Annotated in this window: 31 protein-coding genes and 2 pseudogenes; 5 read left to right on the forward strand and 28 right to left on the reverse strand. The window is 61.9% G+C overall.

Annotated elements, in window-relative coordinates; genetic code table 11:
* Positions 1-104: 104 nt before the first annotated feature.
* A pseudogene (locus LPB142_RS17430) lies at positions 105-1,339 on the reverse strand (IS3 family transposase).
* 270 nt (positions 1,340-1,609) lie between these two features.
* On the opposite strand from LPB142_RS17430, the gene LPB142_RS17440 reads away from it, so the two are divergent.
* Complete coding sequence (locus LPB142_RS17440) at positions 1,610-2,965, forward strand: IS1380-like element IS1247 family transposase (RefSeq protein ID WP_078527637.1); 1,356 nt, start codon at positions 1,610-1,612, stop codon at positions 2,963-2,965.
* 13 nt (positions 2,966-2,978) lie between these two features.
* Here LPB142_RS17440 and LPB142_RS18735 read toward each other — a convergent pair whose 3' ends face one another.
* The 4 genes from LPB142_RS18735 to LPB142_RS17450 form a co-directional block, all read right to left on the reverse strand.
* Entirely contained in the window at positions 2,979-3,335 is a 357-nt protein-coding gene (locus LPB142_RS18735) for a hypothetical protein (protein WP_156894452.1), read from the reverse strand.
* A 3-nt stretch (positions 3,336-3,338) separates the two neighbouring features.
* A complete protein-coding gene (locus LPB142_RS18740) occupies positions 3,339-4,445 on the reverse strand; it encodes a polysaccharide biosynthesis/export family protein (RefSeq protein WP_083392789.1) in 1,107 nt (368 codons plus the stop codon).
* Positions 4,442-5,236, reverse strand: coding sequence for a capsular polysaccharide export protein, LipB/KpsS family (locus LPB142_RS18745; RefSeq protein WP_083392790.1), 795 nt, complete (start codon positions 5,234-5,236; stop codon positions 4,442-4,444). Before LPB142_RS18745 ends, LPB142_RS18740 begins: the two co-directional genes overlap by 4 nt.
* Positions 5,237-5,302: 66 nt before the next feature.
* Entirely contained in the window at positions 5,303-5,539 is a 237-nt protein-coding gene (locus tag LPB142_RS17450) for an ATP-binding protein (protein WP_198037908.1), read from the reverse strand.
* 140 nt (positions 5,540-5,679) lie between these two features.
* Here LPB142_RS17450 and LPB142_RS17460 point away from each other — a divergent pair.
* A pseudogene (locus LPB142_RS17460) lies at positions 5,680-6,914 on the forward strand (IS3 family transposase).
* Here the strand turns inward: LPB142_RS17460 and LPB142_RS17465 are convergent.
* From LPB142_RS17465 to LPB142_RS18750, 3 genes are all read right to left on the reverse strand, one after another.
* Positions 6,898-7,461: an ATP-binding protein gene (locus tag LPB142_RS17465; protein ID WP_071167323.1), complete on the reverse strand. Its 564-nt coding sequence runs from the start codon at positions 7,459-7,461 to the stop codon at positions 6,898-6,900. The pseudogene LPB142_RS17460 and the gene LPB142_RS17465 sit on opposite strands and share 17 nt — an antisense overlap.
* 3 nt (positions 7,462-7,464) lie before the next feature.
* Complete coding sequence (gene istA, locus LPB142_RS17470; protein ID WP_156894460.1) at positions 7,465-9,039, reverse strand: IS21 family transposase; 1,575 nt, start codon at positions 9,037-9,039, stop codon at positions 7,465-7,467.
* Positions 9,040-9,203: 164 nt separating this feature from the next.
* Entirely contained in the window at positions 9,204-9,620 is a 417-nt protein-coding gene (locus LPB142_RS18750) for a helix-turn-helix domain-containing protein (protein WP_232231025.1), read from the reverse strand.
* A 42-nt stretch (positions 9,621-9,662) separates the two neighbouring features.
* Between LPB142_RS18750 and LPB142_RS19980 the strand changes: the two genes are divergently transcribed.
* Positions 9,663-10,379 (forward strand): helix-turn-helix domain-containing protein, encoded by a 717-nt coding sequence (locus tag LPB142_RS19980; protein WP_083392792.1) that lies wholly within the window; start codon positions 9,663-9,665, stop codon positions 10,377-10,379.
* A 42-nt stretch (positions 10,380-10,421) separates the two neighbouring features.
* Here the strand turns inward: LPB142_RS19980 and istB are convergent, their stop codons facing one another.
* Both istB and istA (LPB142_RS17480) read right to left on the reverse strand, forming a co-directional pair.
* Positions 10,422-11,186 carry an IS21-like element helper ATPase IstB gene (istB, locus tag LPB142_RS17475; protein WP_071165181.1) on the reverse strand — a complete coding sequence of 255 codons (765 nt, stop codon included), beginning with the start codon at positions 11,184-11,186 and terminating at the stop codon, positions 10,422-10,424.
* Positions 11,183-12,670: an IS21 family transposase gene (gene istA, locus LPB142_RS17480; RefSeq protein ID WP_071165182.1), complete on the reverse strand. Its 1,488-nt coding sequence runs from the start codon at positions 12,668-12,670 to the stop codon at positions 11,183-11,185. Before istA (LPB142_RS17480) ends, istB begins: the two co-directional genes overlap by 4 nt.
* A 195-nt stretch (positions 12,671-12,865) precedes the next feature.
* On the opposite strand from istA (LPB142_RS17480), the gene LPB142_RS17485 reads away from it, so the two are divergent.
* The gene (locus LPB142_RS17485; protein WP_071167378.1) at positions 12,866-13,129 is read left to right on the forward strand and encodes a hypothetical protein; all 264 of its coding nucleotides are present in this window, start codon (positions 12,866-12,868) and stop codon (positions 13,127-13,129) included.
* A gap of 125 nt (positions 13,130-13,254) precedes the next feature.
* Here the strand turns inward: LPB142_RS17485 and LPB142_RS19220 are convergent, their stop codons facing one another.
* The 14 genes from LPB142_RS19220 to LPB142_RS17545 form a co-directional block, all read right to left on the reverse strand.
* A complete protein-coding gene (locus tag LPB142_RS19220; RefSeq protein WP_156894461.1) occupies positions 13,255-13,431 on the reverse strand; it encodes a hypothetical protein in 177 nt (58 codons plus the stop codon).
* A 36-nt stretch (positions 13,432-13,467) separates the two neighbouring features.
* Positions 13,468-14,169, reverse strand: coding sequence for an RES family NAD+ phosphorylase (locus LPB142_RS18760; protein ID WP_083392800.1), 702 nt, complete (start codon positions 14,167-14,169; stop codon positions 13,468-13,470).
* Entirely contained in the window at positions 14,166-14,567 is a 402-nt protein-coding gene (locus LPB142_RS17490; RefSeq protein WP_071167379.1) for an MbcA/ParS/Xre antitoxin family protein, read from the reverse strand. Before LPB142_RS17490 ends, LPB142_RS18760 begins: the two co-directional genes overlap by 4 nt.
* A 120-nt stretch (positions 14,568-14,687) precedes the next feature.
* Positions 14,688-15,281, reverse strand: coding sequence for a DUF6088 family protein (locus tag LPB142_RS17495; RefSeq protein WP_071167380.1), 594 nt, complete (start codon positions 15,279-15,281; stop codon positions 14,688-14,690).
* 57 nt (positions 15,282-15,338) lie between these two features.
* Positions 15,339-15,983 (reverse strand): antitoxin of toxin-antitoxin stability system, encoded by a 645-nt coding sequence (locus LPB142_RS17500; RefSeq protein ID WP_071167381.1) that lies wholly within the window; start codon positions 15,981-15,983, stop codon positions 15,339-15,341.
* Positions 15,976-16,395, reverse strand: coding sequence for a hypothetical protein (locus LPB142_RS17505; protein ID WP_071167382.1), 420 nt, complete (start codon positions 16,393-16,395; stop codon positions 15,976-15,978). Before LPB142_RS17505 ends, LPB142_RS17500 begins: the two co-directional genes overlap by 8 nt.
* A gap of 75 nt (positions 16,396-16,470) precedes the next feature.
* On the reverse strand, positions 16,471-16,752 hold the full coding sequence (locus LPB142_RS17510; RefSeq protein WP_394328613.1) for a hypothetical protein: 282 nt from the start codon (positions 16,750-16,752) through the stop codon (positions 16,471-16,473).
* 99 nt (positions 16,753-16,851) lie between these two features.
* Positions 16,852-17,367, reverse strand: a complete 516-nt coding sequence (locus tag LPB142_RS17515; protein ID WP_071167383.1) for a hypothetical protein — start codon at positions 17,365-17,367, stop codon at positions 16,852-16,854.
* A gap of 111 nt (positions 17,368-17,478) precedes the next feature.
* Positions 17,479-17,919, reverse strand: a complete 441-nt coding sequence (locus tag LPB142_RS17520) for a JAB domain-containing protein (RefSeq protein WP_071167384.1) — start codon at positions 17,917-17,919, stop codon at positions 17,479-17,481.
* 126 nt (positions 17,920-18,045) lie between these two features.
* Positions 18,046-19,245 carry a DUF932 domain-containing protein gene (locus LPB142_RS17525; RefSeq protein ID WP_071167385.1) on the reverse strand — a complete coding sequence of 400 codons (1,200 nt, stop codon included), beginning with the start codon at positions 19,243-19,245 and terminating at the stop codon, positions 18,046-18,048.
* Between the two features lie 163 nt (positions 19,246-19,408).
* Positions 19,409-19,795 carry a hypothetical protein gene (locus tag LPB142_RS17530; RefSeq protein ID WP_071167386.1) on the reverse strand — a complete coding sequence of 129 codons (387 nt, stop codon included), beginning with the start codon at positions 19,793-19,795 and terminating at the stop codon, positions 19,409-19,411.
* A gap of 60 nt (positions 19,796-19,855) precedes the next feature.
* Complete coding sequence (locus tag LPB142_RS17535) at positions 19,856-20,167, reverse strand: type II toxin-antitoxin system RelE/ParE family toxin (protein ID WP_071167387.1); 312 nt, start codon at positions 20,165-20,167, stop codon at positions 19,856-19,858.
* The gene (locus LPB142_RS17540) at positions 20,145-20,399 is read right to left on the reverse strand and encodes a type II toxin-antitoxin system ParD family antitoxin (protein WP_071167388.1); all 255 of its coding nucleotides are present in this window, start codon (positions 20,397-20,399) and stop codon (positions 20,145-20,147) included. The genes LPB142_RS17535 and LPB142_RS17540 overlap by 23 nt, the downstream gene beginning before the upstream one ends.
* Positions 20,400-20,542: 143 nt before the next feature.
* Positions 20,543-20,947, reverse strand: coding sequence for a single-stranded DNA-binding protein (locus LPB142_RS17545; RefSeq protein WP_071167389.1), 405 nt, complete (start codon positions 20,945-20,947; stop codon positions 20,543-20,545).
* Positions 20,948-21,371: 424 nt separating this feature from the next.
* Here LPB142_RS17545 and LPB142_RS17550 point away from each other — a divergent pair, with 424 nt between their 5' ends.
* Positions 21,372-21,689, forward strand: a complete 318-nt coding sequence (locus LPB142_RS17550) for an H-NS histone family protein (protein WP_071167390.1) — start codon at positions 21,372-21,374, stop codon at positions 21,687-21,689.
* Between the two features lie 23 nt (positions 21,690-21,712).
* On the opposite strand, the gene LPB142_RS17555 is transcribed toward LPB142_RS17550, so the two are convergent.
* From LPB142_RS17555 to LPB142_RS17570, 4 genes are all read right to left on the reverse strand, one after another.
* A complete protein-coding gene (locus LPB142_RS17555; RefSeq protein WP_232231026.1) occupies positions 21,713-22,798 on the reverse strand; it encodes a hypothetical protein in 1,086 nt (361 codons plus the stop codon).
* 219 nt (positions 22,799-23,017) lie between these two features.
* Entirely contained in the window at positions 23,018-23,182 is a 165-nt protein-coding gene (locus tag LPB142_RS19465) for a hypothetical protein (protein ID WP_018001789.1), read from the reverse strand.
* Positions 23,183-23,575: 393 nt separating this feature from the next.
* Positions 23,576-24,055, reverse strand: a complete 480-nt coding sequence (locus tag LPB142_RS17565) for a hypothetical protein (protein ID WP_071167391.1) — start codon at positions 24,053-24,055, stop codon at positions 23,576-23,578.
* 98 nt (positions 24,056-24,153) lie between these two features.
* Positions 24,154-26,310, reverse strand: a complete 2,157-nt coding sequence (locus LPB142_RS17570; RefSeq protein ID WP_071167392.1) for a ParB/RepB/Spo0J family partition protein — start codon at positions 26,308-26,310, stop codon at positions 24,154-24,156.
* Positions 26,311-26,401 lie beyond the last annotated feature (91 nt).

The raw sequence follows: 26,401 nt of genomic DNA on the forward strand, positions 1-26,401 counted from the left end.
CTAATATGCGGACAGGGTTGTCCTTTGCGAACCATCCCGAGGTGGAGGCTGCGCTTTGCGCGCACTGTACCGGGGCACGGTTATGAGACAGCGCGTTGCGCTGGTCATGCCGCCATTTTGAACCCTTTGGCGGCGTCGGTTTCAAGGGCCTTCTGTTCGGCCCTGATCTGATCGGGCGTTTTGTAGCCGTGCCGTTCCCGCAGCCATGATGCGTTGTATCGCGCGGCGAAGGCGGCCAAAGCATGCCTGAGCTCTTCGACGGTCACAAAATGGCGGACCCAGAGCAGTTGCTCCTTGAGGGTGCGTATGGCCCGTTCGGCCACCCCATTGCCCTCGGGCTGGCGCACGAAAGCTGGTGAACTGGTGATCCCGAAGCATTTGATCTCGCTCTGGAAGTCTTCTGACATGTAGTTCGATCCGTGGTCGTGCCGCAGGATCAGGCCGAGGGCCGTATCCGGCCCGATACAGCCGAAGTGCCGGGTGACGCCCTGACGGATCGGTTCCAGCGCCTCCCACCGGCTGGCACTTGAAGACGCATGGGTGCCGACGAACTCGCCCGAGCAATGATCCACCGCGATGAACACGTAGGCCCGTCCCTCCCCGATGGTGACCGTCTGGGTCATGTCCGTGCCCCAGACCTGATCGACCCGCTCAGTGACGATCGTCCCGTCATGGGGATGCGCATCCCGCTGGACGGGTCGCTGAGGTGCCAGAAGGTCGTTCTCCTTCATGACCCGCCGCACCCGACGGGGGGCGGTACAGACGCCCAGATGCCGAAGCCGCGCCCATATCTTCCGGTAGCCTTCCCCGGAAAACGGCGAGGCTTCGATGATGGCCTCGATATGCTCCAGAAGCGCGCTGTCGCTGCAGGCCCCCTCCGGACCACGACGACGTGGCGGCCGCGCCTCATTGGCGGCATTGCCCGTAACACGATGCCGGTACACCGTCGCCCGGGGGACCCCCCAGATGTTGCAGACACGCGTCGTCCCGTAGCGCCGGTGCGTGGAGATCGAGTGCGCCTGGCTCATGTCCTCGACCTCCGCCGGGCCAAAGGGCGGCCGCCCTCCAGCTTGTCGATCTTCGCGTACAGCAACTCGTTGGCCATGGTGATCTCGCCCACCTTGGCCTGCAGCCGCGCAATCTCGTCGTCACGCTCATCGCGCTCGCGTTCCTTCAGCGCACTCTCGGCCGCCATGAGCACCCGGTCGCGCCATTCGGACAGCCGGTGAACCGGAACGTTCAGGTCCCGCGACACCGCCTCCAAGCTCTCACCCCGCATGAGCCGCTGAACCGCCACGAGTTTGCGCTTCGCCGAAAGGCGCCTGGCAGGACCGGCCACGGCCCCGCCGTCGCCAGCGTGATGGGCGCGCGCCGACGGGGCCGTGGCCTCCGTCGCACCTGAGGTGTCGTCGATCTTCTTGTCCATGCTCTACTCCCCTTTCCTGAGAGAAATAGCGCTCCGAACTGTCTCAAGAAACCGTGCACCAGCCCAATCCGAACACTGTTTATGTCAAACCCACATTTCCCAAGTAAGGCGCTGATTTCGCTGTCCTGACCATTATATTTCCTATATAAAACATGGTGTTGAAGGCTGCGAGGGGCGCGTTTCATGGATCACCCAGAGGGTGCGGGCTTGCAACGGGCAGATCGGGTGGATTTCGACCCTCGCGTGCGGCTGGAATTTCGCGGCACGCAGCTCAGTTCCGACGGCGGCCTTCTGGTGATGCGCGAGCTTGATGACGCGCTCGGGTTGTCCGATTTGGCGTCAGCGGCGCTGCGCGATACTCGCTCTGGCAAGAACACGGTCCATCGGCTCGACGGCCTGTTCCGGCAATCAGTCTTTGGGCGGCTGGCCGGATACGAGGATGTCAACGACGCCAACCGTCTCGCCTGCGATCCGGTCATGCGCCAAGTTGTCGGCGGCAGAGCGGTCGATGCACAAGCGGCCTCGGCATCGCAGATGGGACGGTTCGAGACCGAGACGCTGGCTCTGGCCGGGAACCGTGCCGCGCTGGCCGACCTGAACGGGCAATGGATCGACCGGTTCCATGACCGTAACGGGCTGAAGTACATCGTTCTGGACATGGACAGCTCGGTCAGCCCGACCCATGGCGACCAGGAAGGGTCCGCCTGGAATGGCCATTTCGACTGTAGCTGCTATCACCCCAACTTTCTGTTCAACCAGTTCGGGATGCTGGAACGCTGCGCCCTGCGCCATGGCAACGTCCACAGCGCCGATGGCTGGCGTGATGTTCTCGACCCCGTCATTGCGCGCTACGCGGAGCGCGACCTTGGTGGCAGGTTCTTCCGGGCCGATGCTGCCTACGCGATCCCGGCGATCTATGAGCGATTGGAAGAAGCGCGGTTCTTCTACGCCATCCGGCTGCCCGCAAACGCGGTCCTCAAGGACAAGATCGCGCATCGGCTAACGCGCCCTGTCGGGCGGCCGTCACTGACCAAGGTCAAGCGGTTCTTCGAGGAATTCGAGTATCAGGCGGCGTCCTGGGACAAGGAACGCCGGGTGATCGCCAAGATCGAATGGCATCCGGGCGAACTGTTCCCGCGTGTCGGCTTCATCGTCACCAACCTGCCGATGGAGCCGGACTGGGTGGTGCGGTTCTACAACCAGCGCGGCACCGCCGAGCAGCACATCAAAGAGGGCAAATACGCCTTTCGCTGGACGCGGCTGTCGTGCCGGAAGTTCCGCGACAATGAGGTGCGGCTGCAACTGCACGCCCTGGCGTACAACCTGGCCACCTTCTTGCACTGCATCGAGCTGCCCGAGGCCATGGCCGACTGGTCGTTGACCAGCCTGCAACTGAAGCTGATCAAGATCGGGGCACGTGTGGTCCGTCACGCCCGCACCATCACCTTCCAGCTGGCCGAGGTCGCTGTCACCGGCACGATGGTACGCGCCATCCTCGCCGCTATCCGCCGATTGCGAGCGCCACCGCTATGCGCATGATCGCGATCCACGCTCAAACTGAACGAAAGCGGCTGGACAGATCTGTCCGCTGCGCTGAAAAACGCCGCCCCTGGGCAAGGAAACAGCGGCTTCGCGGTCTGATCCGTCCAGATCCAGCAGTCTGCGCGACCGCAGGTGCCGCTTGCGGCAGAAAATCCTTGTCTAGCGCTCGGATACAGGCGATCTTCACCTCAAACGACACGCCACTTGGGGAATGCAGGTCAAAACCAATTGTTGGAATTTTCTTGCCGAACGCAGCGGCCAACGGAAGGCCGACATATCCCAAACCGATAACGCCAACGGTCAGATTACCAATAGCGGGCAACTGTACAGCATCTGAAAATATTCGCGCGTCTTGTATTTCGTTCATTGGTCAGTTTCCTAAAGAGCCTACGCTACGCGCCGCTCCTAGAAGCGGCGACAGCATGATCGACACAAAGCGATTGAAATCAGCAGCGTCGGCGGAAGCTACGTACGTTATGTCAGTGGGCATAAGCCTGAACGCGCTTGCGAGAAGAAGTGCGTCAGGCCGAGAGAAGTCAAACTTATAGACTGTAGCCAATCCGGCAGTCGCAGAAGGTCGAAACACGAATACCGATCGTGTCTGCGCTACTCGATCGTTGAGGCCCCCGACTTCTGCGAGAAGATACGCGAGATGAGCATCTTCCACGGGAATTTCGATATTGGCTGGCCGGCTCACACCTCCGTAAACTGCGAAGCGTCGCGGTTCATGAGAGACATGCACCGTGTCACCAGGCAGAATAACGATGTTGTTCGTCGAGCTTCGGACGATGTCCGAGAGTAGAAGTGATGTGGAGGCTGATCCGCGTTGTACGGAAACCAGAACTTCCCAGGGGGCTTGGGACACGCCTCCGGTGCTTGCGAGGAGATCAAGCAGCCGAATCCCGCGCGGTGGTATTTCAATACGCCCCGCGCTTCGGACATTACCCAACACAGTGGCTGATCTGGCTTCCGTCGACGTGATCGCAACAGCGATTTCCGGTTCTACGGCCTGCCCGTAGTATCGAGCCAGTAGCTCGCTGCGGAGTTCAGCAGTGGTAAGACCTCGTGCTGCGATGTTGCCGGCATAGGGAACGCTGATATTGCCGGAGTTCGAAACCTGCACATTCAAAACGGTCTCGCGATTGCCAGCTGAGGCAAACAGACCATCCTCGGCGACTTCCCAAATGCGGACTTCAAGGTAATCGCCAACGCCAACGACTTCGTCCGAGGCACGATATTGCTGAGTTCGGAACGACGCCGGAAATCTTGCTTGTGACTCTGACACAACTGGCAAGGTGGCGGCGGTGACTTCGACGACTTGAAACGGTAGCGCGTCCCGATCCTCTGCCTGTCCGTCGGCAACGTCACTGGTGATGGCCCTCGCATCCGGCCCGAAGGCGGGCATCGCCGTACAGCCAGCGAGAAGTGATGCCAGCGTGACCAAATACACCGCCTCGTGCACACGGACCCCAATCATTCGCGAGCCCTCTCGGGGATGCAGGACAAGTGCTGACGCTGCTTTAATCTGTCGATAATCCCAGAAATGGCGACCTGCCGACCGCTCGACACATAGAAGTCGCCCGGGATGAGGCTCTGCGACTTGAGCTCCGCAACAAACGCATCGACCAGAAGGCGCGATTTCGCGTGCCTGATCTTGAAGAACGACGCCACGTCTGCCTCGGATTCGCCAAGTGTCACGAGCGCGTCATGCCGGAATACAGCATCTCCCAAGACAAGAACCGGGACACCATGGCGAAGCGCAGAAAAGGCGGACGTGGAGTTGATGACGACCATGCCGCTCGACTGCTTGGTCAACTCGCCCATACGCCCTGAGTGCAGGATACGTATCCGATGACGGTCAACGCCCATTTCGGCCGCTCTGCGAAGGATGAGGCGCTTAGATGCAGCACTCCCACGCTCGAGAGGGTGCAATTTGAATACCACCAGGGGAGTATTGGGGTTGGCTCGAAGCGCCATCAGGCTCGCATCAATCAACCTTGACGTTGACCAACCGCGCGATGCCACTTGAAGTTGACTGTCGCTCGAAACCTGCAGTGGAACGAGAAGATAGCCCGGGCGGCGGCGTAGCGCCCGTTTGGCCAGATACTCAGTAATCCGCGCCGCAAGCCTACGGAGCAAATGAATGCCCCAACTCATGGCCAACGGAACCACCCGTTCTCTCTGTCGATGAAAAAGATACGTATCGGAGGGCTTTGACGCCAAATCTCGTACCAGATAGTAGGCTGCTGCCCAAATGCAAAATCTCAACTACTTGCTCACCCCCTTCTCATAGGTTTGACCGGACAGTCTTATTAAGATTGCCCGGTCAATTTGTCAGCGCATCGACCTGCCCTTCAACAGCAGAAAGTGGGCGCGGCTTCTGACACGGTCCATGAAGGCGTCAGCAAGCAGCGGATCGCCGATGAAGTCGTACCATTCCTCGGGAGCCCGCTGTGCGGTCATGATCGTCGAACTGCGCGTCGAGCGATCCTCGATGATCTCGAAGAGATCGGTCAGCTCTTGTTTACTCATTGGGCTGAGAGCGAAATCGTCGACGATGGGCTGGTGCACGGTTTCTTGAGACAGTTCGGAGCGCTATTTCTCTCAGGAAAGGGGAGTAGAGCATGGACAAGAAGATCGACGACACCTCAGGTGCGACGGAGGCCACGGCCCCGTCGGCGCGCGCCCATCACGCTGGCGACGGCGGGGCCGTGGCCGGTCCTGCCAGGCGCCTTTCGGCGAAGCGCAAACTCGTGGCGGTTCAGCGGCTCATGCGGGGTGAGAGCTTGGAGGCGGTGTCGCGGGACCTGAACGTTCCGGTTCACCGGCTGTCCGAATGGCGCGACCGGGTGCTCATGGCGGCCGAGAGTGCGCTGAAGGAACGCGAGCGCGATGAGCGTGACGACGAGATTGCGCGGCTGCAGGCCAAGGTGGGCGAGATCACCATGGCCAACGAGTTGCTGTACGCGAAGATCGACAAGCTGGAGGGCGGCCGCCCTTTGGCCCGGCGGAGGTCGAGGACATGAGCCAGGCGCACTCGATCTCCACGCACCGGCGCTACGGGACGACGCGTGTCTGCAACATCTGGGGGGTCCCCCGGGCGACGGTGTACCGGCATCGTGTTACGGGCAATGCCGCCAATGAGGCGCGGCCGCCACGTCGTCGTGGTCCGGAGGGGGCCTGCAGCGACAGCGCGCTTCTGGAGCATATCGAGGCCATCATCGAAGCCTCGCCGTTTTCCGGGGAAGGCTACCGGAAGATATGGGCGCGGCTTCGGCATCTGGGCGTCTGTACCGCCCCCCGTCGGGTGCGGCGGGTCATGAAGGAGAACGACCTTCTGGCACCTCAGCGACCCGTCCAGCGGGATGCGCATCCCCATGACGGGACGATCGTCACTGAGCGGGTCGATCAGGTCTGGGGCACGGACATGACCCAGACGGTCACCATCGGGGAGGGACGGGCCTACGTGTTCATCGCGGTGGATCATTGCTCGGGCGAGTTCGTCGGCACCCATGCGTCTTCAAGTGCCAGCCGGTGGGAGGCGCTGGAACCGATCCGTCAGGGCGTCACCCGGCACTTCGGCTGTATCGGGCCGGATACGGCCCTCGGCCTGATCCTGCGGCACGACCACGGATCGAACTACATGTCAGAAGACTTCCAGAGCGAGATCAAATGCTTCGGGATCACCAGTTCACCAGCTTTCGTGCGCCAGCCCGAGGGCAATGGGGTGGCCGAACGGGCCATACGCACCCTCAAGGAGCAACTGCTCTGGGTCCGCCATTTTGTGACCGTCGAAGAGCTCAGGCATGCTTTGGCCGCCTTCGCCGCGCGATACAACGCATCATGGCTGCGGGAACGGCACGGCTACAAAACGCCCGATCAGATCAGGGCCGAACAGAAGGCCCTTGAAACCGACGCCGCCAAAGGGTTCAAAATGGCGGCATGACCAGCGCAACGCGCTGTCTCATAACCGTGCCCCGGTACACGAAATCGTCGACGATAAGCACGTCAAGGTGTGAGAGCCTTTTTCGAAACTTGCCAATCGTCCCGTCAAGGCGCGCGAATTTGACGACCTCCGCCAGACGACCAGCGCGGAAGTATGCGGCGGAATATTCGCGCCGAACTGCCGCGACGCCAAATGCGCACGCGAGCCACGTTTTGCCAGTTCCTGAAGCCCCTGTCAGAACAAGGTTCTGTTGCCGGGCGATCCAGTCACAAGAAAGGAGCCCCAAGACTTCCGATTTATCAAGGTTGCGACTGTGCTGGTAGTCAATGTCTTCAGGTTCCGCCTGGTATTTGAAAAGAGCCGCCTTCAGAAGCCGGTCGATCTTGTTCCGGTATCTACGCGTAGTTTCCGCTTGTAGAAGCTGAAGAAGGCGATCCCGAAAGGGCAGATCGGCGTAGCTTGGGTGCTGCAATTGATGCTCGAGCTCCGCGCGGAATCCGGCGAGGCGCAACTCGTGCAGCAGGTTAAAGAGCTGTGCCTCAGACATCGTTCAGCCCTCCCGCGCACTATTGATGAGCTCGGCAAAGTATCCTGCTCCTCGAATATTCCTTTGAGCCACGGGACGGGTGTTGATCACAGCTTCTGTCTCGTCGGCATCGAGACCGGCAACGAGGATTGCCTCGACTTTTCTGACATTGGCCTTCTTGATCGAAATAGCGAGTTCACAGGCATTTTCGACGCGCTCGGCCGGGTAGCGCTCTGCCAAGGCACGAAGATTGATAGCGGCCGTTGCCGTCAACGCGGGCTTCTTGTTTGCGCGAAAATGGGCGTCGATCAGCGCCTCCGCGTTCGGGCCGATTTCGGCGACATAGCGCTTCATACCTGCAAGCCGTGTCAACGCACCGGCTGCGTGGGCTGCGGGCATATGCGTTGGCGTTGTGATCGGTCCCGCGGCCTGATCGTGACGTGGATGTGTCGCAACGGTCCGTCCCTCATGGATGAGATGAACAGACGTTGGCGTAATCTTCACATTGAGAAGTTCGCCCGCAAAATGCCAGGGCACGGAATATCTGCTTCCCTCCACTTCGACATGATAGTCGCGCCCGGCGCGTAGTTTCAGGATGTATCGCCCAACCTCGTAGCCTCTGGAAGGCAACGGCTGATATCCGGAAAAGTCAGACCTAGAAAAGAGATCGTTTCTGCTGGCATCGCCATGCCCTCGCATGGGGCGCTCGTTCAACTGTGTGACGCGGTCTGACAGGGCCGCATTCATCTCCGCAAGCGAGAAGAAACGGCGGTTCCGCAGGGGCGCCAATACATCATCCTGGACGATACCAACTGCATTCTCGACGATCCCCTTGTCTCGGGGTTTGCGAACCCGGGTGGCGATGAAGCTGAACCCGTAGTAATCTGCGAATGCCGCGAATTCACTGGTGATTGTCGCCTCCTCGGCTCCACGTCGCGGCACGGCAACGGCTGCTTTGAAATTGTCGATCGTCACCAAGACCGGGACGCCGCCGAAGTATTCAAGCATTCTGACCATGACGCCCAAAACTGGGACGGTTGCCTGACTTTCCAACGCGCAAACGAAGATCTTACGGCTCTTGGCACTGGCTGCACAGAAGACCTCATAGTCCCGCTCAGACCCACCCTCATCGAGCAACAGAGGCTGTTTGAGCTTCTTTCTTCCCACGAAATCGGCCTGGATCATCTCGCCGGGCTCATAATCGAAGGAAAGGGTGACATCCTTCTTGTCCGCCATTTGCGCGACAGTGCGGTAGAATGTGGTCCGTGACATCGCGCGAAAGCCGTCTGGAACGCCCTGTCGATAGTCGATGTAGAGCGTTTTCAGCCTGACGCTGCGCTCATCGACCTCGAACCGGATCTTGTCGAAATCTGGCTCTGCCAGATCCTGTTTGCGGCTGAACACCCCTGGCGCCACCAAGCGCCGCAACTCGGTTTCCGACAACTCGCTGATCGCGTTTGGGGCGAGATCACAATCTTTCAACCGTTCGCGCCAGGTACGAACGGTTGCGCGTGAGCAGTTTGTCAGATCGGCGATCTGGGTGTTGTTGAGTCTGCCTTTCAAAAGCATCTGAACACGGCGATGCGTATCTGTAAGCATGGTCTTCTCCTGAAGCCTGGACAAGCGCCATCGTTGACGGAGGCGGTCCGCCTTGACAGAGCTTGGGATTTAAAGGAGAAAAGGCTGTCGGAGCTAAACGACAACATTTTCTGCGAAGCCGCCTTTGTGTTCGAGCACGCTGGCGGCTTTTGCTTTTCTATGGGTTATGGATCTTTGTACCTCTCTGGCCAAAGCTGCTCGGGGGTCGTCTCGAGCGCTTGAGCGATTGCAGTTTCAATTTTGACCGAACGGTTCTTCCCAATGCTGACCATCGACATGGCTGCGCTTGAGACGCCTAATGCCCGCCCGATCCCGGACAGCGAGGTTCCGCGGATGCGCAGCTCAGCCTTGAGCCGCTCATGCTTTGCGCGCGTTTCGTTTGGCAATTTAGAACCTCCACCGGACCATCGCAGTCGGTAGGCCTTTGGTAAGCAACTTAGCTCGCAAAGCTCAATGCTCATGCGGCCTTCGGTGCGCTTCGGCGTGCGGACACTTGTGCGCAATAGCGCGAACATGCGTCCGCATAATTCGATGTTCTCGTTGAGAAGAAACCGCTTAACAAAAACAGTACTTTTCCGCATTTTTGGGGTCGAGTGTGCGCTCTAAGAACGAGAGATAGGCCTATGCGACCTAAAGCCAGATCAAGAAGAGATGTCCTGTTCCTGCAAAATGTAGGGCGCCACCTACGTACGATTCGGCGCGGCCGCGGGCTGACCCAAGCGGAATTTGCGGAGCTCTTGGACCTGTCCCGAGAAGGATATGCGAACTATGAGCTCGGCAAGCGTGAAATGGGCATCACCGTGGCGCGCGATGTCCGGCATAAGATGCAAGTCGACTTACTCGCGCCCGACACTGAAGCAGATCATAGCCGTTCAGCACCACTGCCTCATGAAGCTGAAGTGGAAAGGAGCCCAAAGTGGCTGACAGCCCTAATGGACTTGCGTGTCCGCCTCATCGCAGCACGCGAGGCCTTTGATCGTGAGCAGTTCACCGCCTTGCGGCGACGCCTGCACTCAATCCGTGACGTCGCCTTTGTAAGCTCGACGATAACGGTGTGGCTCCGCCTGGTGGCACCGGAGTTCGGCTGGCATAGAGTGGACGCAGTAGCCCAAATCGATTGGGCCCTTTTGCTAGGCTTCGCAATGGCAGCCCTACTTCTACCTTTTCAGGGTTGGTACATTGGCCGGTTCTTCTACTGGATGCACGCTACACCAAGATGTCAACGGCGGAGTAAAATTGGGCCACGGGGCGGCGCAAAATTGGGCCACTTTGGGTTTGCGCGAGACGCGGCTGATGGGCGGCGGCCAGTCAGCCGCGCTCTCCATATAGCTTGCGGGTGACTGGCCGCCTTGGACCGTCAGGTCCAAGTCTGATACTTTGGATCAGGTGTTGTCGCCGGTCTTGCGCGCGCGACTTTGCGCGAGGCGATAGCTTTCGCCGTTCATCTCGAGGATGTTGACGTGGTGGGTCAACCGGTCGAGGAGCGCGCCGGTCAGCCGCTCGGTGCCGAAGGTCTCGGTCCATTCATCGAAGGGCAGATTGCTGGTGATCAGCGTGGCACCGCGCTCGTAGCGCTGGGAGATCATCTCAAAAAGCAGCTCGGCGCCGGTCTTTGACAGGGGCACGAACCCGAGCTCGTCGATGATCAGCAGCTTGACGGCAGCCATCTGCTTCTGGACGCGCAGCAGCCGACGTTCGTCTCGCGCCTCCATCAGCTCGTTGACCAGCGCGGCGGCGGTGGTGAAGCTGACAGACATGCCCTTCTGGCAGGCCGCCAACCCGAGGCCCAAGGCAATGTGGGTCTTGCCGGTTCCGCTGGGGCCAAGGGCGATCACGTTCTCACGCCGTTCGATCCATTCGCAGCGCGCCAGTTCCAGCACCTGCATCTTGTTCAGCTTCGGGATCGCCTTGAAGTCGAAGCTGTCGAGGCTTTTGGTGGCCGGGAACTTCGCAGCCTTGATGCGGCGCTCGACCATCCGCCGCTCGCGGTCAATGAGTTCCAGTTCAACGAGGCGCGACAGGAATTGGACATGGTCCAACCCTTCGGCGGCGCATTGGCGCGCAACCTTCTCGTGTTCCCGCAGGAAGGTGGGCAGCTTCAGCGTCTTCAGATGGTGGGCAAGCAGGATCTTCGGAGCCTCGCTCATTCCGCCGCCTCCGACATCAAGGCCATGTAGCTGGCCGCACGCGTCGTCTCGACGTTCGCCCGCGGCAGGTAGGGGTAGACATCGAGATCAAGCCTTGGGGGGCGCTTCTCGACCTGGCAAAGCACGAGGTGCTTCACGGCGTCAAAGCCGACCGCGCCCAGCTTCAGGGCCTTCTTCACGGCGGCATGCAGGTCATCCATGCCAAAGGTCTCAAGCAGCCGCAGCACCTGCACATACTCGCGGCGCCCCATCTTGAGCATGCGCGCCTCCATCAGGCGGCGCAAAGTCTGGAACTCTTCGGGCAGGTCCCATTCCGCCAGAGGCGCAGCCTGGTCCAAGGCATTGATCTTGCGCTCGATCAGCGGGAGGTAGTGAACCGGGTCGAAGATCATGTCCTCGCGATCGTAACAGCGCGGGTGTCGGGCGATCACCTCCCCGCGACAGCCGATCACGACCTCATCGACATAGCCGCGGATCCAGACATCCTGATGGCCATAGGCGACCGGGACCGAGTAATCGTTGGTGTCATAGCGCACGAGCGACTGCGAGCTGACCCTGCCGCTCGCTTGGTCGCAGGCGTCGAACGGGGCAGTAGGCAATGGGCGCATCGCCGCCAGATCGCGCTGCAGCCTCTCGCCGATCGTCTCCTTGTGACCCCGAAGAATGCGCGTGAGGCGTGCGCAGCACTGCCCTTCAAGGTCGGCGTTGAAGGCGTCCCAACTGGCAAAGTGGGGGATCGGCACCATGTGGTTGCGGCGGGCGTAGCCGACCATCCCCTCGACAGCGCCCTTGTCGTTCCCCTTCCCGGGCCGACCATAGCGATCCCGAAACAGGTAATGCGACTGCAAGCCGCTGAACAGCGTGGCGCGGATGCGCGTGCCATCTGGCTGGATCTTCGAGACCAGGCAGCGGTCGTTATCGTAGAGCACCGACTGCGGCACCCCGCCGAAGAAGGCAAAGGCGCGGACATGCCCGTCTATCCAGGCCTCCGCCGTCGCCGCCGGATAGGCCCGGACGAAATAGGCATCGCTGTGCGGCAGGTCGATGACAAAGAAATGCGCCTTCTGCTCGACACCGGCGATGACGACGACCGCTTCGCCAAAATCGGCCTGAGCATGGCCCGGCGGATGGGCCAGTGGCACGAACATCTCCCGTGTCCGCCGCTCACGCTCACGCACGTAATCCTTGACGATCGTATAGCCGCCGGTGAAGCCATGCTCGGCCTGAAGCCGTTCCCATATCCGCTTGGCCGTATGACGCTGCTTGCGATGCACCGCCTTGTCGGCTTCAAGCCAGGCGTCAATGAACTCGGTGAACCCGTCCAGCTTCGGCCGCCTGATCGGCTTGTCCCGCCGGTAGCCAGGCGGCACCGAGAAGGCCAACATCTTCTCAACCGTCCCGCGCGAAATGTTGAAATGCTTCGCCGCCGCCCGCGCGCTCATGCCCTCGGCACACGCCAAGCGAACCTTCTTGTAAAGTTCCACGGTATAAATCTCCCCACCCTCCCTGCTGCCGCAAGAAGGGAAAAGTGGCAGGATTTTACTCCGCCCGCAGCGAGACGATCCCGCCGCTACCGTGGCCTAATTTTGCACCGCCGTTTCCACCCGAAAGGGCTTAATTGCTTTGTTGGGGGGCATCGACTACATTGACGGACCAGAAATCCGTACAGAGTTGATGCCATGGCCTCGGTTGCAGCAAAGGTGATGTCGACAGTCAGCGCGCCCTACGGTGTGCTGTTGACGGCTGCAGAGCTTGCCGAGAAGATCGCCGATATCAGGAGTGCCGAGTCCTGCGATTGCAGCGTGTTCACCTTCCTGTCGGAGGTTTCGCCCAAACTGCAGCACTCGTTCATCGACGAGATGGATGTGAGCAAAGACGCCGTCACCGCCGTCGCCAAGAAGTTCTCCGATCTCGCCGGATACGAGCTTCCCCTCGCGATCTGAATGAACACCCCTCAACCAAGCCGCTTGCCCGAGCTCTTCGACGTTGCAATGGCGATCATTGACCAGGCGAGCCGAGCCTTCGCCATCCTCGTCGCGTCTATGGGAATCACAGAAGACCGGTGAACTCAGTCGGTGGTTGGAAGCCCTGTTTTTCGGCAAAATGACCGCGTTTTCGCCCGACGAAAGGCCGAGCGCAGGGCTTCGGTCGGCGAAGGCAGCGAGTCTATCGCCTCAAAGAAACACTCATTGTCGATCTTCTTGAGATCGGTGCGGTCAGGGCTTTCGATATCGGGTGTTGCCATCTTTACGTGCCTCCGCGACAATTACTTTTCGACCGATCAGCCGACCGCCATGATTGCGTAGTGCGGCGTCCCATCCCAAACAAGGTCCCAAGACGCGCCCGGCCGAACGTTCTGGATTGCTCGCGGCTCGAAACATACCAGACAATTGCCTCTTGGAGCTGGTGCCCGCACCGAGGGGTAAATCAGGCCTCGGGAACCCGCTCGACGGAGATGCTGCGCGAGGCTTTGCCCCTCCGGATAACCAACTTCCGGCTCCGGATGAAGTGCGGGATGATCCGGCTCATCGGAGATGTCATCAAATGCCCCGATAAAATCCGCAAGCAGTTCCACATAGCGGGCGCTGTCCTCGAAACAGCCGGTAAAGCCGAGTTCCCGTGTGCGATGCCAGGCAACCTCACTGACGGAAACCATAACGTCCCAAGCGCAATACCAGGCACCACGTTCTTCCGAGTTGAACCGGTTTCCACCGGCTCGAGTGTAAGTGAAAGCCGCGTTGACGTGGCTGTCGCCATAGATTCTGAGATCTCGGCTGCGGCGCTGCCAAGCAAGCTCGCGCGGGTCCAGATGCGGGTTTCGGCCACGTTCAGCCAAAAGCCGGCCGCTTGTCAGCCCCTCGATTTCCGCGAGGATCTCCATCTCGTCATCGTTATCGACGAGTCCGCGCAGCGTAGGTGGCTTGTGGTACGTTGCGGGCAAGAGACGAACGAGACCACGATCGGAAATCTCGGTCCGCTTCATGCCCCACCACGCAACGCATCAAGATAGCTCCGCACGGCAAGGATCTGCGGCAAGCCCCCGTCGATGGCGGTGTCGACTGGGCGGCTGCCCCCAAACAGCGGACCGGTGTTCGGTCGGGTGAACCAGCTGCGCGCGAGCGGCTCGGAGAAATAGAGCTCAAGCGATTTGTAGATGCCGATGACGGCGCTCAACCGCAAAAGCTGATCCTTGGTGAGCTCCCCCGCAAACGCCGGCTTCTTCGCACGCTTCCACGTGCTCTCTGACATGTCGGCAAGGCCAGCCGCTTCCTTCAGGCTGAGACCCCAGGCATCGGCCACGCGGGCATAGGCCTTCAGCGCGACGGCGTTGATCTGTGCGGGTTCCCGGATTTTCTCTGCGACGTACATGGCGTCCTCCATCGGCTTCAATATAGACCATATGGACCGCCTGTAAAGATCACATGAACCCACCGTCATGCTTTCTGCTCACCCGAAACGCTGATCCAGATCCACCTGGATCACCTGAGGCGAAGGAATTCCTCAGCCATGGACCATTTTTCCGACCAATCGAGCCAGCCAAGTCGGGAACTGAGGCGCGGCGGAAACCAGTTCGGTCTTTGCCGCCTCCGTGAGCTTGGATCGCAGGATTTGCAGGGCCATCGGAGCTTCATCCGGTCCAAGCCAAGCCAGCGCTCGGACGGCCTGGCCCGATATTTTGTTTCCAAGAACCAACTGCCAGCGCGGCGCATGACGCAGTTCAACAGCCTGCCGACCAAGGTTCAGCACACGGCTTCGACCGGAAGTCAGGTAAACCGATTTGACCGGCACCTGCGTCGTCAGGCCCAGAGCGTTCGCAGCGGCAGCACCGCTCGGCACAATCGTCTCGCCACGCTGAACAGCCAGCGCTTCAATCGCCTGTTCGGCCGACGGGCTGCGCGGCCCAAAGCGGGTCTGGACCGGGCGCATGTAGATGCCGCGTCCCGCTCGGATCAACTCGCCGCGTGCCGCCAGACGCGATAGCGTCTGATCGACCGCCGCGCGCGAGCCGAGGTGCAACAGGCTCTTCGCTGCCAAGGGCACCCCCTCCGGCAGCGCCGCGGCAACGTTCAGAATGCTCTCAGCCATGCGCTCCATGATCGCTCCTTTGTCAGAAATATACGCGGTTTTCTGACAGCTTTCAACCGTGCGGCGTCACCCGAAGCGCCGCCCCTCTTCGGTGAAGGTATACGCGTTGACGATGATCCCCTCTTCGATCACCTCATCCGAGGTGAGGTGATCGTATTCGGCCTGAAGCTGGCGGTAGAGCCAGCGGGCCAGATCGCGCAGCGCCTCGGCCACGATCTCCTCGGCATCCTCGGTGGGCGGTTGACAGGTTGGGCTGTCGCGCGTGACATCCACGGACATGGTATATTCGTGGTAGTAGCGTCCGCGATGGGTCGCCTCGGCGGCGAGCTGATAGAAGTTCCGGCGCTGGATGGCCTGGAGCCGGTCGGCAATGCCGTGCAGCGTCGCGTCGGTCGGCGCGTAGTCCCGAATGCGCGCGGCGGCACCCTTGGCGTTGTGGAGGTAGCCCTCGAAGCAGGCGCCATCCCCCTGGCTCCAGAACCCGGAGAACCAGATGCAGGGCTTGGCCCGCGTCCCGCCGCCCATCAGGCGGACGGGCGTGGTCTTCAGGCGGATGCCGAGGATCTCGCAGATCCGCTCGAAATCCTCATAGACCGCGTCCCACCAATCGTCATAGGGCGCGAGGTCGCGATACCAGCTGCGCGCTTTCTCCTTGGCGGCATCCGAGAGTTCAGGGAACTGGTAGACGGTGGTGCAGATAACCTCAGGCATCGATGTCCTCGCCGTTCAGCGCCGCGGTCAGCCATTCCTCGGTGCTGGTCCAACCGATGGATTTGCGCGCGCCCAGATCGATGACATGCGCGCCGCCGCCGAAGGCATCGAGGCGGGGCCGGGAACAGGTCAGGGCATATTGGAAGCCCCAGAGGCCGGTGAGGTCGAGGTCTTCGGCGAGGCGCAGCACGAAGCGGATCACAGCCTCGACATCGCCGTGTTCGTCGTCATGGATCCAGAGGATGCTGCCCTCGGGTGCATCCTGAAGCGCGAGATCGAAGCCCGCGACCTCCGGGTCGTCGGCGTCCTGATCGGCCGCGCGCAAATCCGCAAACAGCGCGAGCGCGCGGGCGGCCTTTTCGGCCGTCCCGACATCGATCAGGCACGAAAAATGGGTGAAGTAGTCCGCCATGGGAACCTCCTGAGAGTGAAATGCCCGGCCAAGGGGCCGGGCGCTGGATTGGAACGAAACGATGGGCGGGCGCGCTCAGCCGGTGCGCTGGTCGCCTGCGGCCTGACGCGCCGCATGGGCACAAAGCATCTGCCGGTAAAACCGCTTGCGCGCCGCCCGAAACCCCCGAACGGCGCGGGTATCGGAATGAAGCGCCCGGACCGCCGCGCGAAGGACGGCCAGCGGCGATGCCGTCACCGGCAGGCCGAGGCGCAGATAGGCGGGATCGGTCACGTCAGCGGCGCGGCAAAGATCCGGGCCAGATCGACGGCCGAAGGCGCCATCTGCGGCGCGCAGGGGGACTTCGGTCATGGTCATCGGGTCAACTCCGGTTCGGGAAAAGGGGGAACGCCGGACCGGGCGATCTCTCCCCCGGCGACGCCCTAAGCCCCCCTGCCCTTCTCGATCTCTCGGTTTTCACGCCGCAACCTGCAGCGCGCGGGCGGCGATGGCACGCCAGAGCGGATCGACAAGACGTCCCTCGAGTTGATCCGCGCGACGGCGCAGATGCGCCACGAACCCATGTTCGCGCCATCCGGCCGCCTGGCTCGCCCGCGCACGCAAGCCGCTCGCCTCGCGCAACACCGAACGGGCCTCGGGCGCGGAGAGGACCGGGTTGCACCAGGCAATCGCGCCGTCCGCCAACTCTCCCGCCAGCACGAGCCGCTCTTCACGATCGAGGATCACCATCATATGCGGGGCAACATCGGCGCCGACTTCCTGTGCCAACACGACCGCAGCGAACATCGCGTCAGCGAGCGACGCATAGCGGTCAAGCTCGACCGGGCGGTCCAGCCCGGCCATTGCCGCGCCCCTATCCGGGGCGACAAGTTTCAGAACGAAGGGCAGATCGGGATTGGGCGCGGGGAAGGCATCGGCGTCAAAGCACTTCGTCGGTGTCGCCTTTCGCGCATGGAACCCTTGATCGAGCATCTCAAATTCTCCTGCGACGGGGGCGGGAAGCCTCTCTCCCCACCTTCACCGTCACCCCAAAACCGCCGCCCTCTTCCTCGAAGGGCGACGGTTCAGGACCCGGCTTGATCTTCAAAGCTTGCCGAGGGCCCTCAGGCTCATCTCGGCCCCGGCACCGACGATGATGTGGTCATGCAGCGTCAGGCTGAGATAACGGCAGCCCTTCTGGATCTCCTTGGTCATGCTGAGATCGGCCTCCGACGGCGTCGGATCCCCCGAAGGGTGGTTGTGGATCAGGATCAGCGCGCTCGCGTTCAGCATCAGCGCCCGCTTGATCACCTCGCGCGGATAGACGGGGACGTGATCGACCGTTCCGGTCGAAAGCAGCTCGTCGGAGATGATGCGGTTCTTGCGGTCGAGATAGAGCACATGGAACCGCTCGATCGGTCCGCGCACGGTGAGCGCGCAATAGTCGAGCAGCGCCTGCCAGCTGCCGATGACCGGGTTCTGGCTGAGGTATCGGCCAAGGATGTCCCGGGCCTCGAGGATGACGGTTTCTTCCTGGGGGGTCATGGGGGTCTCGCTGAAGTGAAAGCGCCGAAGCCCCTGCCCGTTCGGGCGCGGGGTCAGCGGCGTGCGGATGAACGGGAAGAGGAGCGGCCACCACGCATAGGGGTGGCCGCTCCGCAGGGTGTCGCCTCAGCCGACCCGGTCGAGCAGTTTCTTGGCCCGCCCTTCCATGTCGAGGCGGACATCTTGCTGGGTCTTGTCGCGCGCGAGCCGGGTGATCCCCTGCACGAAGTCGAAGATGCTCTCGGGTGGGCGGCCCTCTTCCATCAGCACCTTCTCGATGATCTTGCCGGATTCGGCCTTCGAGAAGCCGCGCTTGCGCAGAAAATCATCCCGGTCCTCGTCGGTCCGCGCCACGATCTGCTGCCGCGCGGCCTGAATGCCGTTCACGAATCCCTGCGGCGAGGAATTGGCAAAGCGCGTCAGCGCCGGGGCCGCCTCATGGGCGAAGCGCGAGGCGGCGTATTTCGAGTGGCGGATCTTGATCTCCTGAAAATCCTCGACGCCCCAGAGGTTGCGGTTCTGGCACACCGCCCTGAGGTAGAAGCTCGCCATGCCGAGGGTCTTCGCACCCACCTCGGAGTTCCAGCAATAGAAGCCCCGGAAGTAGAGATCGGGGGAGCCGTCGGGCAGACGTCCCGCTTCGATCGGGTTGTGATCATCGACGAGGAACAGGAAGACGTCGCGGTCCGAGGCATAGAGCGTGGTCGTGTCACGGCTGATCTCGACATCGGGGTTGTAGACCCCCGTCGACCAGTCGAGTACGCCCGGCACCTTCCAGCGCGTGTCGCCGGTGCCATTGCCCGCAAGACGCTGCACCGCCTCGACCAGTTCGTAATCGTGGATACGGCCGTAATCAGGCCCCGTCACGGCGCGCAGTTCGGTGCGGCCATCCTCGGTTTCGAAGGTTTTGACCTGCTCGGCGCGGTGGTTGGAGAGGCCGTATTGCAGGTTGATCCCCGCCAGTGGCGCGGGCAGCTGCCGCAGGTAGGAGGCCGGGGCGCCCACGATGCTGGCAAGCTGGCCGAAGGCCCAATGCGTCGGCGCAACCGGCGCCTCGGCTTTCGGCAGGACCAGATGCAGCCGCTCGGCGCTATCGCGCGCGGCCTCGACGCGTATATCGGCCGTCTGCACCACCCGGCTGCGGCTGCGCTCGGAGCGCCCCTTCACCGAGGCCCAGAGATCGTCGAGCGACAGATACCGCTCGTCATCGGGCCGGTTGAACCATTCGGACGACACCCGCCCGTTGCGCTCCCCCCGGCTCACATCCACCTTCCAGCCACCAGCCCGCGCCGGTGCGACCGGATCCAGAACTTCCACAACGCCCATCGGCATTCCTCCGCGACAGGCGCCGGGAGCCTCTCTCCCAGCCCTCAACCCGTCACCGGAAAACCGGCACGCCTCTCACTCTCAAGGAGGCTGGCGCGCGAGACGCGGATCGCAGGAGAAGCCCTTCGCTCAAGCGTCGACCGCGTCCATTCCTGCACATAGATCAGGCTTTCCGGGGAGCCCCCAGTCCTGCCACGGCATCAAGAAATGCCTTGTCGAGCACAGGGTTGTCCCATTTGTTCGACGCAGCCATCCAGCGGTCGAGATGGTCCCGAAAACTTGGATCGTCCCGCCGCATGTGGAAGGTGAAGAGGCGCTCGACAATCTCCCGCATCAAGTCCGCCATCTGCTGATCATCGAGATGCGACACCTCACGCCAAGGAATGGTCCGCCCCGTCCCGTCGACCACGTTCACGTCCGAATAATCGCCTGTCAGGGTCACCGGCTGCAGTCCGGCATGCAAATCCTCCAGCCGCGTGTTGCGGATGCAGATCATGGCCATGATCTTCGAGAGATTGGCCGCGATGCGTTCTTCGTCCTCGACCTTCATGTTCAACTCCTCTCGGTGAGCAGCACCCGCTCGGGCAAAGATGGCGGCGAAAGCGTCGGGTCACTCAGTCAGATACGCGGCCCAGTTCTGCCGCGCATGCACGATGCGCAGCACCTCAAGCCACTCCGCCTCGATACGGTAAATGATCAGATGCGATCCCGAGCGGTAGAGGCGGATACGAGGGCGGATTTCGGTCCGCTCGCGCGCAATGCCCGGGTGCTGGACCAGCAGGTCCATGTCAGAGGCGAGCCCGCGGATATAGGTTTCAGCCTGCGTGGCGGACCACATGCGTGCGCTATAATCCCAGATCGCGTCGAGATCGCTCAGCGCGGCAGGTGAGAGCCGATATTCAACGATCTTCGGCTCTGGCATCTTGTTGCCGCTTGCGGGCAAGAAAAGCCTCCACATCCAGACGCGCACCCGGGCCGCTGGCCAAACCCTCATCGACAATCTGCTGCAACTCGGCAATGGCCTGCTGGCGGTCCTGATCGCGGCGGATCAGATCGCGCACATAATCACTGGCATTGCTGTAGCGCCCATCTTGGGTCTGAGCCTCGACCCAGGCCTTCATAGGGGCCGGCAAAGAGACGTTCATTGTTGCCATGGTCGCGATCTCCTTCGCAAAAATGGTGACACGATTTGGCAAAGTTTGTCAAACCGTACCGACGCCGTCCTGCGCGACTTGCCATGAGCGCGCAGCGAGCCCGGCGGGTTTCCCCGCCGGGCCCGAGGGGGAGACCCCGTTCCTCAGAACGGGATATCGTCGTCGCGGTCGACCAGCTCGGGGTTTTCGTTCTCGGCCGACTTCGGGCGGCTCAGGAAGTCGACCTTCTCGGCGATGATCTCGCAGCCGTAGCGGTCGGTCCCCGCGCTGTCGGTCCATTTGGTGTAGTGGATGCGGCCGTGGACGAGGACCTTCATGCCCTTTTCGCAGTGCTCAGCGACCGTCTTGCCGAGACCGTTGAAGCAGGTGATGCGGTGCCATTCCGTGTCCATGATCCGGTAGCCGTTCTCGTCGCGCAGGACGCGACCTTCCGAGAGGCGGGGGCGCGAGGTGGCAAGGCTGAAGTTGGTGATCTTGGTGCCGCCCTGGGTGGTGCGGATTTCGGGGGCCTGACCGATGTTGCCGGCGAGGATGACGATGTTTTGCATGGTAAGCTCCTGTGTGTCCTGTCTTCGGGACCGTCCCTTCGACAAGACCCGGAAAAAGCCCGTCGGTTGACGCGTGCACGGGGACGGAACGGACACCGGAAACCCCCAGAGGACCGGGGTGGAGCGGGCAGGACGCCAAAGGCGGCCAACACGGCCCGGGCTGACGCGGGGTTGCGCGCAGGAGGCCGAACGGGATTAGGGGATTGTCAGTCGAAGGGATGGCCCAGGAGACAGAGAGGCGCGGGGAGCCCCTGCCAGAACGTGTCACCTTGCAAATCGGAACTGTCTGCCCCCCGGTTCAGCCCCCATTGGCGAAAACATCGATCACAAGCCTTTGCCACCCCAGCCCTTGCCTGCCGGGAGTTGCGGCACCCCGCCGCGACAGGCTATCAATACCGGAATATTCAAGACACGGACCGCATAAATGGCTGATTTCGATCTCGAGGCACTGTCGCTCAGCGAGCTGAAGAAAATGCAGAAGGACGTCGCCAAGGCGATCTCCACCTATCAAGACCGGCAGAAGGCGGAAGCCCGCGCCAAGGTGGAAGCTCTCGCCCGGGATCTGGGCTACTCGCTGACCGACCTTGTCAGCACGGCAACGAAAACCACCCGCGCGCCCGCCGCGGCGAAATATCGCCACCCTGAGAATTCGGCGGTCACCTGGTCCGGCCGTGGGCGCAAACCGCAGTGGTTCGTGGATTCAATCAATGCGGGCAAAGACCCGGATGGCCTGATGGTGTGACACCGAAGCTAAAGACTGCCGCGTCAGTCTTCGGTTCTCGGCTTGGTGTTTGACAGTTCGAACCTAACCGCATCAGACCTCGGCCCCATGACGCGCGTCGGCAGGTCTGGCGCACGCGCGTGACCTCGATGATGCCCTTTGACCAGAACGACTTTGCCGCTCCGATAATGTCGCTCATGTTCGGCAACCCAGTGACGAATGGGCCCGTTGCGCGACTCTCGTGCTTGTCGTTCGAACTCGAGGCGAGCCGTCCTTTCCGCCATGTGCGCGGCGGCCTGCGGCCCGATCCGGATCGTGAGATGTGACTTCCGGGCACCCAGAATCCATGATTTTCCGAACTTTCGGGCTGTTTTGGTGTCCTTGTTGGTGAAGGTTTCGGTTTCAGTGGGGATGATCCCGCCCAGGTCCGGTGAAACCAGCATGGCAAACAGCGCATAAGGAATGAACAGGTCGTATCCCGTTTCAACCTGGTGCACCGTGCGCCTTTCGTGGATCATTTCGAGCGTATCTCCACTCCGCAACCGGTACTCGACCATCGAACGGCTCAAATCGACCACGACGTCATCATAGTTCAGCCTACCCTCGGCAGTGCGCTTTACGAGCAAGGAACAGATCGGGTCGACGACACGCGAATTCTCTCTCCGATGGAACATTGTGATACGCAGGTGGGCTTGGTTGCGATCATCAAGCAGATAGCCGCGTAGGCCGGTGCCGATCGGCTTTTCATCATATCTCGTGACAGGTGAAGCACGATTAAAGCGCGCAGCACCCAGCGCTCGATCGTCGAACTCTACCCAAACGATGTCGGCAGGGAGCTTCACCTCACCAAGGATTTCCATGGCCGGCAGGCCTGTTTCCGCCGCCTCCTCGGCAACGGCCTCATGCAGCGTGTCGGCATAGGCGGCTGCCAAATGATCGAGCAGATACACTTTGGCCTGCTGCAGGGCATCCAGCGCATAATCGCGAAAGAGCCGCAAGTCTTCGGATGGGGTGAAGTGCCAGACCAAGTCTTCAGTAGGGAGTGATTTGCCCGCCAGCGACGATCCATATAATGAAATCAATGATTTATATAGCATGATGGGGCACCCAAACGAGTTGCGAACGAGCATCTGACGAACTCCGCCGATGATCAAGCGGCTTTCACGACACAGCCGGTGACGGCTATTGCTCGTGAACTCGGCAACGCGCGGATGCGCTTGGTTTCATCGCATGGCGATGGGCAGGCCGACCAATGTCGGCACATTCTGAAAGTCGACCGAAACGGATGACTGACCAAGGGGCTGGATCGGAGCCTTGCTCCGACCCAGAGCCCGTCGAGGGGGTGGGCATTACGCCCACGGATCGACCTCAGCGACCACTTGCACCTCGTCGCCGTCGATTTCATCGGCGGGGACGGCGCCAAAGGTTCCATCCCCAGCCTGAAAGACGACGATCGAAACCATGAGCGTGGCGGCGAGGGAGGCGGCGAAGGCGTGAGCATCTTTGCGGGACATCTGTTTGGCTCCTGTCTGGGAGGCGGGGGACCGTCCCCCGCGCGACAGGACCCCGCAGGCCCGAAGACTGGCTGACATCACCGGGTGCGTTCGGCCCCCCTCTTCAAACGGGGCCGAATCCGCCCGGCGGCACGGGCTCGCCCGTAGTCCGACCCCTTGCGGGTTGATCTCGAAGACGGGATTCGGGGCAAGGAAGGGAATGGCGAGCGGGGGATGGTCCCCCAACGACAGGAGCCGGTTGTCCCGCTGATGCTTGCGCCGCCAGCCTTCCGGCCACGCTCTTGGTTGAAGCCCCACGTCTTTGGTGGATGGAACCTATGGCGCTCCGCGGTATCGCGGGGCGAGGTTGTGGTCGGTGAGGGGTCGGCCAGCGGGCCTGCCCCTCACGCCTTGTCAGGGCTCAGGCGGCCAAGTCTGCCCCCCTGCCCTATCGCTGTCCGCAGTGCCGACGATTTCGAGACGGGCGTTGCGATAGCCCTCCCGCGCAATCCAGAGCTCGGCCGCGGTGATGGATTCAGCCAGATGCAACAGTTCGGTGTTGCTGCCGAAGTCCAGAAGAACACGCACCTGTCCGGCTTTGGGTTTCTCGGCCACCTCGAAGATCAGTCGGCTGTCCGCCGAATGGCTTCGCATGATGGTGACGAGGATGACCCCGTCCGAGGAGAAGTTCCCCTCATGCAGCGTAAAGGAGGCCGGTGCCGTCCAGGTCGGATAGGCACGTGGCGATTCCTTCTTCACGAGACGGCCGACGCCGTTCGATCTTTCCCAGGCCGCGAGCTTTTTGGTGAAGCGTGCGGGCGGTTTGGGACTGCCGTCGGTGTAGCGGATCAACGCCCCGAGCGGGGCGGTGTCGATGATGGTCGTTGCAGACATGGTTCCTCATCCCGAATGCGAGTATTCGCATTCATCATATTGATATTAATAATTTTTTCAGATTGAGGGCGGGTTTCCCCGCCCTCGAACGGCATCGGTCACTCCGCAGCGATCATCGGCGCAACGCTGTCAGACAGATCGGCGGTCAGGAAGGCCGGAAGATCGACCTCCGCGGGCACAGCCGTGTCCTCCCCCTGCCCTTCTGCGCCTTCCGCGTCGCCCAGAGCGATCAGATCGGCGCGACGCAAGACCTCGGGAAGCCAGCCGCTGCCCTTGAGCAGCCGCTCGGCCTCGATGGCCATTTCGCCCTTCTTCAGGTGGTCGAGAAGCTGAGCGGTCCCCTCCCCCTTCGCCTCGCGCACGGCTTCGAGGATGCGGGCCTTGGGCACGCGGTTGAGATAACCGTCCACCGTGGGCTCCCACCCCGCTTCGACCATGTCGAGGTCCACCGCACGGGCCACGAGATCGGCATGCGCCATGCGGCGGCTCAGACCGCTGGCGGAGATACCCGCGCCATAGGGGTTCACCTTCTCATGCAGCGCGTTGATCCCGAAGCTGAGGCAATGCGCGAGGAGGGCCAGACGGCTGCCCTGGTCGAGCGCCGTCAGGTAATCCCAGAGCGCGGCATCGTCACCGAGGGGCAGCTCGGCCTCCCACGCGGCGTGGCGCTCATGAACCAGCTTCGCCACCACGCTGTCCTTCAGATCGGGAGCCTGCGCCGACATGAAAACGTGGCGCACCGAGGCCTCGAGACAACTGCCCGAGGCATTGGAGGTGCGGAACGTGTCCGTCACGAGCTTCAGAAGCAAGAGCGTCAGCGCAACGTCGGGCGAGCGCCCGATGGCCTCACGCAGGGCGAGCGTCCGGTGGGCGGTCATTTCCATGACCAACCGCTCGGGCAGCGGCTTCCGCGCACCCTCCTCCTCTTCGTCGGGAAGTTCCCCTCCGAGGGGCTGACCGCCCGAGGTGATGACGGTTGCGCCAGGCTGCCAGCCCGCGCCATTCGTGTCGCCCCCCTGCCCCATCGCTTCGGCACCTTCAGCATCCTGAGCCGCAGCCTCCTCGCTCGGCTCGTCCTCGGGCCGGACATAGCCGCGATAGACCGCGAGGCGGCCATCCCGATCGACGGTCACGAAGGCCCCAGCACGGCAGACCTCGGCCGGGTCGAAGATCAGTGGGCGATGCTCAAGGCGCTCCATCGCCAGTTCGAGCTCCCCAAGGCGGGCGTCGATCTCCTCGGGGTAATCGTCCCGCCCGGAGTATTCGTCTTCCAGCGCACGATACTCGGCGAGCAGCGCGGCATGCGTGGCGCTTTCCTCCCCGCTCATCGGCGCCGGATCGCCCGCCAGACGCCGCAGACCATGGCTGTAGCCATAGGGCAGATCGGTCGCCACTTCGATCCACTTCCAGCCTTCTGCGGCAAGCGCTTCGGCCTCCGTCTGGAGTTTCGCGCTGACGAGCTGATCGAGAAGGGCAGGGGACTCGAGCCACCCTTCATGCGCTTCCTGAAAGAGATCGCGCATGAGGATGCCGCCGGCCGCTTCATAGCCCTCGACACCGACGAAAATCGCGCGGCGATCGTCAGCGCGCACCGCGGTTTCGGTCAGCATCCGCCGGATCGTGTGCGGCTCGCGGTTCCAGGAGTTCCGCACCGCATCCCAGACCTGGATCTGGCGATCGTGATCTTCATTGACGGTGAAAGCCATGAGCTGCTCAAGCGTCATGCCGTCTTCGGCATAGGCCTCGAGCAGGGCAGGGGCCACGGAGGCAAGCCGCAGACGTTGCTTGACGATCTGAGGCGTGACGAAGAAGGCGGCGGCGATTTCTTCCTCGCCCTGACCTTTCGCCCGCAATTCCGCGAAAGCGCGAAACTGGTCGAGCGGATGCAGGGCCACACGCTGCATGTTTTCCGCGAGCGAGTCATCCTCGGCAAGGATATCGGATGCGGCGTCGCGCAGGATGCAGGGGATCGGCGCGGTCTTCGCCAGGCGCTTTTGCTTGACCAGCAGCGACAGCGCCTGGAACCGGCGACCCCCGGCCGGGATTTCGAACATGCCGGTTTCGACGCCTTCGGCATCAAGCACGGGACGGACGTTCAAGCTCTGCAGGAGCCCGCGGCGGGCGATATCCTCGGCCAGTTCCTCGACCGAAACGCCCGCCTTGATGCGCCGGACATTGGACTGGCTCAACACGAGCTTGTCGAAGGGGATGTCCCGCGAGGGGGACAGGGTGATTTTCTGGGCAGCCTTCGCCATCAGATCTTCTCCGCGACGGGCGCCGGGAGCCTCTCTCCCGATCTTCCAACCCGTCAAAATCTCCAGCGCAGCCCTCTCCCTCTCAGTGTTC

The sequence above is a fragment of the Rhodobacter xanthinilyticus genome (assembly GCF_001856665.1).
GTDB classification, from domain to species: domain Bacteria; phylum Pseudomonadota; class Alphaproteobacteria; order Rhodobacterales; family Rhodobacteraceae; genus Rhodobacter; species Rhodobacter xanthinilyticus.

Excerpts from the sequence above, each read along its gene's own strand:
- LPB142_RS17440 (WP_078527637.1), top strand. The coding sequence starts at position 1,610 with ATGGATCACCCAGAGGGTGCGGGCTTGCAACGGGCAGATCGGGTGGAT.
- LPB142_RS18735 (WP_156894452.1), bottom strand. The coding sequence starts at position 3,335 with ATGAACGAAATACAAGACGCGCGAATATTTTCAGATGCTGTACAGTTG.
- LPB142_RS18740 (WP_083392789.1), bottom strand. The coding sequence starts at position 4,445 with ATGATTGGGGTCCGTGTGCACGAGGCGGTGTATTTGGTCACGCTGGCA.
- LPB142_RS17465 (WP_071167323.1), bottom strand. The coding sequence starts at position 7,461 with ATGTCTGAGGCACAGCTCTTTAACCTGCTGCACGAGTTGCGCCTCGCC.
- istA (WP_156894460.1), bottom strand. The coding sequence starts at position 9,039 with ATGCTTACAGATACGCATCGCCGTGTTCAGATGCTTTTGAAAGGCAGA.
- LPB142_RS18750 (WP_232231025.1), bottom strand. The coding sequence starts at position 9,620 with ATGCGGAAAAGTACTGTTTTTGTTAAGCGGTTTCTTCTCAACGAGAAC.
- LPB142_RS19980 (WP_083392792.1), top strand. The coding sequence starts at position 9,663 with ATGCGACCTAAAGCCAGATCAAGAAGAGATGTCCTGTTCCTGCAAAAT.
- istB (WP_071165181.1), bottom strand. The coding sequence starts at position 11,186 with ATGAGCGAGGCTCCGAAGATCCTGCTTGCCCACCATCTGAAGACGCTG.
- LPB142_RS17485 (WP_071167378.1), top strand. The coding sequence starts at position 12,866 with ATGGCCTCGGTTGCAGCAAAGGTGATGTCGACAGTCAGCGCGCCCTAC.
- LPB142_RS19220 (WP_156894461.1), bottom strand. The coding sequence starts at position 13,431 with ATGGCAACACCCGATATCGAAAGCCCTGACCGCACCGATCTCAAGAAG.
- LPB142_RS18760 (WP_083392800.1), bottom strand. The coding sequence starts at position 14,169 with ATGAAGCGGACCGAGATTTCCGATCGTGGTCTCGTTCGTCTCTTGCCC.
- LPB142_RS17490 (WP_071167379.1), bottom strand. The coding sequence starts at position 14,567 with ATGGAGGACGCCATGTACGTCGCAGAGAAAATCCGGGAACCCGCACAG.
- LPB142_RS17495 (WP_071167380.1), bottom strand. The coding sequence starts at position 15,281 with ATGGAGCGCATGGCTGAGAGCATTCTGAACGTTGCCGCGGCGCTGCCG.
- LPB142_RS17500 (WP_071167381.1), bottom strand. The coding sequence starts at position 15,983 with ATGCCTGAGGTTATCTGCACCACCGTCTACCAGTTCCCTGAACTCTCG.
- LPB142_RS17505 (WP_071167382.1), bottom strand. The coding sequence starts at position 16,395 with ATGGCGGACTACTTCACCCATTTTTCGTGCCTGATCGATGTCGGGACG.
- LPB142_RS17510 (WP_394328613.1), bottom strand. The coding sequence starts at position 16,752 with ATGACCATGACCGAAGTCCCCCTGCGCGCCGCAGATGGCGCCTTCGGC.
- LPB142_RS17515 (WP_071167383.1), bottom strand. The coding sequence starts at position 17,367 with ATGCTCGATCAAGGGTTCCATGCGCGAAAGGCGACACCGACGAAGTGC.
- LPB142_RS17520 (WP_071167384.1), bottom strand. The coding sequence starts at position 17,919 with ATGACCCCCCAGGAAGAAACCGTCATCCTCGAGGCCCGGGACATCCTT.
- LPB142_RS17525 (WP_071167385.1), bottom strand. The coding sequence starts at position 19,245 with ATGGGCGTTGTGGAAGTTCTGGATCCGGTCGCACCGGCGCGGGCTGGT.
- LPB142_RS17530 (WP_071167386.1), bottom strand. The coding sequence starts at position 19,795 with ATGAAGGTCGAGGACGAAGAACGCATCGCGGCCAATCTCTCGAAGATC.
- LPB142_RS17535 (WP_071167387.1), bottom strand. The coding sequence starts at position 20,167 with ATGCCAGAGCCGAAGATCGTTGAATATCGGCTCTCACCTGCCGCGCTG.
- LPB142_RS17540 (WP_071167388.1), bottom strand. The coding sequence starts at position 20,399 with ATGGCAACAATGAACGTCTCTTTGCCGGCCCCTATGAAGGCCTGGGTC.
- LPB142_RS17545 (WP_071167389.1), bottom strand. The coding sequence starts at position 20,947 with ATGCAAAACATCGTCATCCTCGCCGGCAACATCGGTCAGGCCCCCGAA.
- LPB142_RS17550 (WP_071167390.1), top strand. The coding sequence starts at position 21,372 with ATGGCTGATTTCGATCTCGAGGCACTGTCGCTCAGCGAGCTGAAGAAA.
- LPB142_RS17555 (WP_232231026.1), bottom strand. The coding sequence starts at position 22,798 with ATGCTCGTTCGCAACTCGTTTGGGTGCCCCATCATGCTATATAAATCA.
- LPB142_RS19465 (WP_018001789.1), bottom strand. The coding sequence starts at position 23,182 with ATGTCCCGCAAAGATGCTCACGCCTTCGCCGCCTCCCTCGCCGCCACG.
- LPB142_RS17565 (WP_071167391.1), bottom strand. The coding sequence starts at position 24,055 with ATGTCTGCAACGACCATCATCGACACCGCCCCGCTCGGGGCGTTGATC.
- LPB142_RS17570 (WP_071167392.1), bottom strand. The coding sequence starts at position 26,310 with ATGGCGAAGGCTGCCCAGAAAATCACCCTGTCCCCCTCGCGGGACATC.